General features: G+C 39.0%; 6 protein-coding genes. All 6 read left to right on the top strand.

The window, feature by feature from the left end:
- Positions 1–270: 270 nt before the first annotated feature.
- The 6 genes from hpf (at position 271) to ftsX (ending at position 8,114) form a co-directional block, all read left to right on the top strand.
- A complete protein-coding gene (hpf, locus tag JMM81_RS12300) occupies positions 271–825 on the top strand; it encodes a ribosome hibernation-promoting factor, HPF/YfiA family (protein ID WP_256241871.1) in 555 nt (184 codons plus the stop codon).
- Between the two features lie 459 nt (positions 826–1,284).
- Positions 1,285–3,798, top strand: coding sequence for a preprotein translocase subunit SecA (gene secA, locus JMM81_RS12295; RefSeq protein ID WP_256241870.1), 2,514 nt, complete (start codon positions 1,285–1,287; stop codon positions 3,796–3,798).
- A 171-nt stretch (positions 3,799–3,969) separates the two neighbouring features.
- Positions 3,970–5,071, top strand: a protein-coding gene (prfB, locus tag JMM81_RS12290) for a peptide chain release factor 2 (protein ID WP_256241869.1) whose coding sequence is annotated in 2 segments (ribosomal slippage) — positions 3,970–4,041 and positions 4,043–5,071 — 1,101 coding nt in all. Because the reading frame shifts where the segments join, the coding sequence is not laid out codon by codon here.
- 578 nt (positions 5,072–5,649) lie between these two features.
- Positions 5,650–5,958: a c-type cytochrome gene (locus JMM81_RS12285; protein WP_256241868.1), complete on the top strand. Its 309-nt coding sequence runs from the start codon at positions 5,650–5,652 to the stop codon at positions 5,956–5,958.
- Between the two features lie 586 nt (positions 5,959–6,544).
- The gene (gene ftsE, locus JMM81_RS12280) at positions 6,545–7,231 is read left to right on the top strand and encodes a cell division ATP-binding protein FtsE (protein ID WP_256241867.1); all 687 of its coding nucleotides are present in this window, start codon (positions 6,545–6,547) and stop codon (positions 7,229–7,231) included.
- Positions 7,221–8,114 carry a permease-like cell division protein FtsX gene (gene ftsX, locus JMM81_RS12275; RefSeq protein ID WP_256241866.1) on the top strand — a complete coding sequence of 298 codons (894 nt, stop codon included), beginning with the start codon at positions 7,221–7,223 and terminating at the stop codon, positions 8,112–8,114. The genes ftsE and ftsX overlap by 11 nt, the downstream gene beginning before the upstream one ends.
- Positions 8,115–8,225: the final 111 nt, after the last annotated feature.

Genomic DNA, 8,225 nt, shown 5'->3' with positions numbered 1-8,225 from the left:
CCATTTTGTTTATTTCAGCAGGACACCACTTGTTTCGACTCCTTCTAAACTACAATAACGTCATAAAATCGACACATTTTTAAAAAAATTGCTGATTTAGCAGGAGATTGAAAGGCCAAAATAGAAATGTAAACATATAAGATTTTATAAAGATAGACAGCGGGAATTGATAAGGTTATCATAATGATAAAGGTAAGAATTAAAACGCTTACTTAATCATTTCCCCCTTATAAATTATCCGTAGGGAAAAAGAAAAGGAGGAGTTCACTTATGAACTACAACATTCGTGGTGAAAACATTGAGGTAACTCCAGCAATTAGAGAGTATGTCGAAAAGAAAATCACAAAGCTTGAACGCTACTTCACAGAAACACCGAATGCAAACGTAAACGTCAACCTAAAAACTTACAATGATAAAACAGCTAAAGTAGAGGTAACGATTCCAATGCAAAACCTTGTGTTACGTGCAGAGGAAACTCACAATGATATGTATGCTGGGATTGACCTCATTACAGACAAGCTTGAGCGTCAAATCCGTAAACATAAAACAAAAGTGAATCGTAAGTTCCGTGAAAAAGGCGGTATAGAGGCGTTCTTCACAAACGAGATTGTTGATGCAGACGAACCAATCATTGAAGAAGAAAACGATCTAGAGGTTGTACGTCAAAAAAGCTTTGATTTAAAACCAATGGATAGTGAAGAAGCCATTCTTCAAATGAATATGCTTGGTCACAACTTCTACGTCTTTACAAATGCTGCAACAAACCTAACAAACGTTGTCTACAAACGAAAAGACGGTCGTTACGGTTTAATTGAAGCTCAATAAGAAACACAACACTTGATTCCAATCAAACACAGGTCGCAGACCAAACAAACGCAGCTCTTTTCAAAAGGGCTGCGTTTTACTATCCTTCTTTTTACCTGAGTTAAACCGATGTATCATAAATCATGCAAGACAAGAATCATACATATGAGAAATACCATTCAAGAATGCTAAGCACTTCTTCTCACATAAGTTGTCACTGTATAGAGGAAGTGGTAAGATAATGAAGGAAAATAGCGATTTTTTACAGAAGGATTCGTCATCTTTAAAGCGAATCTTTTTTCATTAACACAAAAAATAATGTAACGGATAGGCTCTTAGGTCTTGGAGACTCACTTTCCGATCCATATGCAAAGGAATGTTGTTTAACATAGATTTTAAATCACCAAGTCTATTTTACATGTAAAGAAAAACTTTGCCTCTATACAAGACAAGAGATTTTTTATAAAAAGGAGCGTTTTTATGGCCGGCATTTTAAGTAAAGTGTTTGATCCAAATAAGCGAGAAATAAAACGTCTCACAAAAATGGCTGAGCAAGTGGATGCATATGCATCCCAAATGGAAAAGCTATCTGACGATGAGTTACGTGGGAAAACAGAAGAGTTTAAAGCTCGTTACCAAAAAGGAGAAACCGTCGACGACCTTCTTTTCGAAGCATTTGCGGTCGTTCGTGAAGGTGCGAAACGAGTACTCGGCTTGTATCCATACCCCGTTCAGTTAATGGGTGGTATTTCTCTTCATGAAGGAAATATTTCTGAAATGAAAACAGGGGAAGGAAAAACCTTAACCTCGACCATGCCTGTTTATTTAAATGCATTAACAGGAAAAGGCGTTCATGTCATAACCGTCAACGAATATTTGGCAAGTCGTGATGCCAGTGAAATGGGTCAACTCTATACGTTTCTCGGGTTAACGGTGGGGTTAAACCTTAATGGACTATCTAAAGAAGATAAACAAGCTGCTTATGCTTGTGATGTTACATATAGTACAAACAATGAACTAGGCTTTGATTATTTACGTGATAATATGGTGCTTTACAAAGAGCAAAAAGTACAGCGCCCCTTGCATTATGCGGTCATTGATGAAGTGGACTCCATCTTAATTGACGAAGCCCGTACCCCTTTGATTATTTCAGGTTCTGCTCAAAAGTCAACCCAGCTTTATATACAAGCAAATGCTTTTGTTCATGTTTTGAAAAAAGAAGAGGATTATACGTACGATGAAAAAACAAAAGGTGTTCAATTGACCGAGGCTGGAATGACAAAAGCAGAGCGCTCTTTTGGTATTGAAAATTTATTTGATATTAGCCATGTGACACTGAACCATCATATTCTACAGGCATTGAAAGCCCATGTGAGTATGCATCGTGATGTGGATTATGTTGTGCAAGACGGAGAAATTGTGATTGTTGACCAGTTTACCGGTCGTTTAATGAAGGGACGTCGTTATAGTGATGGTCTCCACCAAGCCATTGAAGCAAAAGAAGCTTTAGAAATTCAAAATGAGAGTATGACACTTGCCACGATTACGTTCCAGAACTATTTCCGTATGTATGAGAAATTATCGGGTATGACGGGTACAGCGAAAACAGAAGAAGAAGAATTCCGTAACATTTATAATATGAATGTTATCGTCATTCCAACGAATAAGCCGATTGCTCGTGATGACAGAGCTGATTTAATTTATGCGAGTATGGATGGTAAGTTTAAAGCCGTTGTGGAAGATATTGCAGAGCGCAATGAGAAGGGACAACCAGTTCTCCTTGGTACAGTGGCGATTGAAACCTCAGAAATTATTTCAAATTATTTATCGAAAAAAGGAATTCGTCATAGTGTCTTGAATGCGAAAAACCATGAACACGAGGCAGAGATTATTTTAAATGCAGGACAACCAGGTGCCGTTACGATCGCGACGAATATGGCAGGGCGTGGTACCGATATTAAGCTGGGTGAAGGTGTGATAGAGGTCGGTGGACTTGCGGTCATTGGTACCGAGCGTCATGAGAGTCGCCGGATCGACAACCAGCTGCGTGGACGTTCTGGACGTCAAGGAGACCCAGGTGTCACACAGTTCTATCTTTCAATGGAAGATGAGCTGATGCGACGTTTTGGTTCGGATAATATGAAAGCGATGATGTCAAAGCTGGGCATGGATGATACTCAGCCGATTCAAAGCAAAATGGTTTCAAAAGCTGTGGAATCTGCGCAAAGACGGGTGGAAGGAAATAACTTCGATGCCCGGAAGCAATTGTTGCAATACGATGATGTGCTTCGTCAGCAGCGTGAGATTATTTATGCACAGCGAAATGAAGTGTTAGAATCAGAAAACTTACGAAGCATTGTAGAAAGTATGGTGCGATCTTCGATAGAACGCAATGTGTCCGCTCGTACTCTTGATAGTGAAGAGGCAGAACAATGGGATTACCAAAGTCTAATAGACTATATTAACGGCAACCTTCTTCCAGAAGGCGATCTGATGGTTGACGACCTTCGTGGAAAAGACCGGGGAGAAATAACGGATACTATTTTCTCCAAAGTGAAAGAGCATTATAATGAAAAAGAAAATCAACTTGGCGAAGAGCAAATGCGTGAATTTGAAAAAGTCATCGTATTACGTGCTGTTGATTCCAAGTGGATGGACCATATTGATATGATGGATCAACTTCGTCAAGGAATCCATCTGCGTGCTTACGGACAAGTCAATCCTCTGCGTGAATACCAACAAGAGGGATTTGCGATGTTTGAAATCATGGTGGAATCGATTGAAGAGGATGTTGCGAAATATATTATGAAAGCAGAAATTCGCAATAACCTTCAAAGGGAAGAAGTGGTAAAGGGGCAAGCCGTTAACCCAAAAGAAGACGGTGAAAAAGTGAAGAAAAAGCCCGTTGTAAAAAAGGTTCAGATTCGTCGTAATGATCCATGTCCATGTGGAAGTGGAAAAAAATATAAAAATTGTCATGCCAATGTAGAGTAGGTTCTGGTCGTTTTAATGATGAACTATGAAAAGGGTCATGAAAAGTGCGGGCATCGCATGAAGTTATAATATGTGAATATCCATCCTGTATGGACATTCATAACTGTTTTGTCTTTTTTCGGTGCCTGACACTGCTTTTGGTTTAAATTATATTGTAGAGGTGGAGAACGAATGGAGTTAGCAGAGATTCGTCACGAGTTAGAAAAAACAGCTAAGAGTTTAGCTGGATTTAGGGGGTCTCTTTGACTTAGAAAACAAAGAGGCACGAATGGCAGAGTTGGATGAAGTGATGCTTCAGCCGGATTTTTGGAATGATCAACAAAAAGCACAAGGCGTGATCAATGAATCGAATGCCTTAAAAGATCAAGTCAATGAGTTCTATGATTTATTCGGGGCTTATGAAAATTTAGAGTTAACTTATGAATTGGTTAAGGAAGAAGCCGATGAAGAGCTTCAACAGGAGCTTGAAGAGGAGCTAACACAATTAACCGATCGTTTAAGTCAATTTGAGCTACAGCTTCTATTAAGCGAACCATATGATAAAAATAATGCGATTCTAGAACTACATCCGGGTGCGGGTGGAACGGAGTCCCAGGATTGGGGTTCGATGCTTCTTCGAATGTACACTCGTTGGGCTGAGAAACAAGGATTCAAGGTAGAAACGCTTGATTATTTGCCTGGTGATGAAGCGGGAATTAAAAGTGTAACACTTGCGATAAAAGGCCATAATGCCTATGGCTATTTAAAAGCAGAGAAGGGTGTTCATCGACTTGTTCGAATTTCTCCATTTGATTCATCAGGTCGTCGTCATACTTCCTTTGTTTCCTGTGATGTTATGCCTGAATTTAATGATGAGATTGAAATCAATGTTCGATCAGAAGATTTAAAGGTCGACACATACCGAGCAAGTGGTGCGGGTGGACAGCATATCAATAAAACAGATTCGGCTATTCGGATCACCCATCTTCCAACTGGTGTTGTCGTTGCTTGTCAATCTGAACGATCACAAATCAAAAACCGTGAATCCGCGATGAAAATGTTGAAGTCCAAACTTTATCAATTGGAAATTGAAAAGAAAGAGGAGCAACTTGCTGAAATTCGCGGTGAGCAAAAGGATATTGGTTGGGGAAGCCAGATTCGTTCATATGTATTTCACCCCTACTCGATGGTAAAAGATCATCGGACTAATACAGAAGTAGGAAATGTACATGCTGTCATGGATGGCGATCTAAATGACTTCATTAATGCATACCTACGTTCAAAAATTTCGTAAAGAAATGATGCAAGGTGCGGTTTTCTTGAAAAAAGTATAGTGTATATGAATAGGCTATTTAGTAGAAAGTATTTATAAATATAACACTATTGTTTAACTTCATTCAGCAAATGCTTTTTGTACCGAAAGCTTGCGACAGGTACAGAAGTCTCCACTTCTGTAAGTGGGGGATGAATGCAAAAATCTCTCTGATTCAGTGGGGGTTCGAACCCCCGCTGAATGAAGTTAAGCCTCCGGCGGATGCCTCGGATTCTTTAAAGGTAATTGATCGAGCGAGCTCGACGACGGACAGGACGTCCTAGTCAGGCGAAAGCCACAGGATGTGGCTTTCTGAAGCGTGATAAAAATCCGGGCGCAAATTCGGCGGGGCGAATTTGATCAGATCAATCTATTAAAATTAGCCTTTTCCACCTGGTGGGAAAGGCTTTTTTATATGTGAAATTTACGAAAATCAACCCATTCATGTAGAATATTTATTATATGAAAAAACTTCTATTGAATATTGTAGAGGGTTTTTAGTAGTCATCGTATGGTATAATATAACTGAATTATGAAGTAATTTACAAAGGGGAGATTTTATGAAGGGGGAACTATTCGCCTTGCTTATGGGGGTCTCGCTTGTTCTAGCAGCTTGCGGTGGAAGCGATGATACGACAACGACAGAAACAGCCGATCCAGAAAAAATTTATACCCAAAGTTGCTCCCGATGTCACGGTGGAGATCTAAAGGGACGCGGTCCTGCTGCTGATCTAAGTGCCATTGGTGCAAGACTGTCAGTAGAAGATATTGAAAAAGTAATTGCAGAAGGAAAAAAAGGAATGGCACCTCGATTAATTGAAGGTGCTGAAGCCAAAGCTGTTGCAGAATGGTTAGGGGCTAAAAAATAATCGTATATCGATAAAGGTCTGACTCCCACTGACTATTCCATATCTAATCTAGGTACAACTTATTTTTACTAGATATTGTATTGTGGGGTCTGCCACTTTTCTTCTCGAACAAACTCCAAGTATGATCTACCTTTTTATCCCACTCTTAACAGGCAGTAAAACCCCCACCTCAAAATTCAGAGTATAACAAAGAAGATAGGTAGGGGAACAACTGCCCGTAAAGGTCCGATAAGTGGGCCTAACCATCAGTGCGGGATGAAGAAAAACCTCACTGATGGAAGTCTTCTTTATACGATTTAGAATCTTATCCTATCCTTCAAATCCACAAATTACCAATCCCATCTTAAAAAAAGTCAAACGGTCTTTATAAACCCTATTTTTCTGCCCTATTCAGAAGCTTTCAACGCTCTAAGTAAAAACTGTTTTTGTATTTGAAAAGAAACTGTAATATTTTTTACGGTTATTTTAGCGAATTATGATGGTATAATGGGATGTGTGGAAAAAACAATAGAATTTTGTAGAAATTTGTCGATTTTGTCGAGAAAAATTGTTGCTTTTTCCAACACAAAATACATTGGGTGATAACATGATTAAAATGGAAAATGTATACAAAAAGTATCCTAATGGAGTTGTTGCTACCAATGGGATTAGTGTGCAAATAAAGCAAGGCGAGTTTGTTTATGTCGTAGGTCCGAGTGGTGCAGGGAAAACGACGTTTATAAAAATGATGTATTGTGAGGAAATGCCTACAAAAGGAAGTATTGTGATTAACGGGATTAATTTAGCAAAAATAAAGCCGAATAAGATTCCGATGCTTCGTCGTCAAATTGGTGTGGTTTTTCAAGACTTTAAATTGCTTCCGACACTTACTATATTTGAAAATGTAGCATTTGCGATGGAAGTTATTGAGGAGCATCCGGATCATATTAAAAAACGAGTGATGGAAGTTTTGGACCTTGTTGGTCTGAAGCATAAGGCTCGTATGCATCCAAAAGAACTATCAGGTGGGGAACAGCAGCGTGTTTCGATTGCACGTTCGATCGTAAACTCTCCGAAGGTAGTCATTGCAGATGAACCGACAGGAAACCTTGATCCTGATACAGCATGGGACATTATGAAAACATTTAAGGAAATCAACATGAGAGGGACAACCGTGGTCATGGCAACCCATAATAAAGATATCGTGAACGCGATCAAACATCGAGTCATTGCCATTGAAAGCGGTATGATTGCCCGTGACGAACAGAGAGGTGATTATGGCTATGAAGGCTAGAACATTTCGCCGGCATGTAAGAGAAAGTTTTAAGAGTCTTGGTAGAAATGGTTGGATGATGTTTGCGTCTGTGAGTGCAGTGACCATTACCCTCCTATTAGTTGGGGTCTTTTTCGTGATTATGATGAATCTTAATAACGTGGCCACAAATATTGAAGAGGACGTAGAGGTTCGTGTTCATATCGATGTTGCCGCAACAAAAGAGAATCAACAAGTACTACAAGATCAAATTGAAAAGCTTCCAACTGTTAAAAGTGTGGAATTTTCACCAAAGGAAGAAGAACTAGATAATCTGGTTACTAGTTTTGGTGAAGATGGACAAGCCTTTAAGTTATTTGAACAGGATAACCCGCTTAACGATGTATTTGTCGTAAAAGCGAAGAACCCAACAGATACTATGCAAACGGCTGAGCAGATCAAAAAAATGGATTTTGCAGCAAAGGTAAAATATGGACAAGATAGTGTAGAAAAGATTTTTGAAGTAACAAGTATTGCTAGAAACATAGGAATGGTTTTAATTCTAGGTTTACTGTTCACAGCAATGTTTTTAATTTCTAATACGATTAAAATTACTATTTTTGCTCGGAGAACAGAAATTGAGATTATGAAATTAGTAGGAGCAACTAATGGGTTTATCCGTTGGCCATATATCTTCGAAGGTCTGTGGCTTGGTTTACTAGGGTCTGTCCTTCCGATTGTGATTGTGGGGGCGTCCTATTACTATTCATATAACTACTTATCTGAAAAGCTGAAAGGTAATTTTATTCAATTACTAGAGTTTAGCCCGTTTATTTATCAAGTAGCTGGACTACTTATTTTAATGGGTGTGTTGATTGGTGTGTGGGGCAGTTTAATGTCCGTTAGAAAATTTTTAAAGGTATAGAGTAAAGGGGATCAAGAAGCTCAAGTTTCTTGTCCCTCCTTACATATTAAAAAAATAGAGATCGTAAACGGTTGGCCTGTACATATGACAGATGTGTTCAGTGGAAGGGAG

The organism is Bacillus sp. V3B (genome assembly GCF_024494465.1).
Classification (GTDB): Bacteria; Bacillota; Bacilli; order Bacillales; family Cytobacillaceae; genus Bacillus_BD.
The sequence above is the reverse complement of the archived record's forward strand: the minus strand, read 5'-3'. Positions and strand labels throughout refer to the sequence as shown.

Bases quoted from the DNA above. Each gene is read 5' to 3' on its own strand.
- ftsE (WP_256241867.1), top strand. From the start codon at position 6,545: ATGATTAAAATGGAAAATGTATACAAAAAGTATCCTAATGGAGTTGTT.
- JMM81_RS12285 (WP_256241868.1), top strand. From the start codon at position 5,650: ATGAAGGGGGAACTATTCGCCTTGCTTATGGGGGTCTCGCTTGTTCTA.
- secA (WP_256241870.1), top strand. From the start codon at position 1,285: ATGGCCGGCATTTTAAGTAAAGTGTTTGATCCAAATAAGCGAGAAATA.
- ftsX (WP_256241866.1), top strand. From the start codon at position 7,221: ATGAAGGCTAGAACATTTCGCCGGCATGTAAGAGAAAGTTTTAAGAGT.
- hpf (WP_256241871.1), top strand. From the start codon at position 271: ATGAACTACAACATTCGTGGTGAAAACATTGAGGTAACTCCAGCAATT.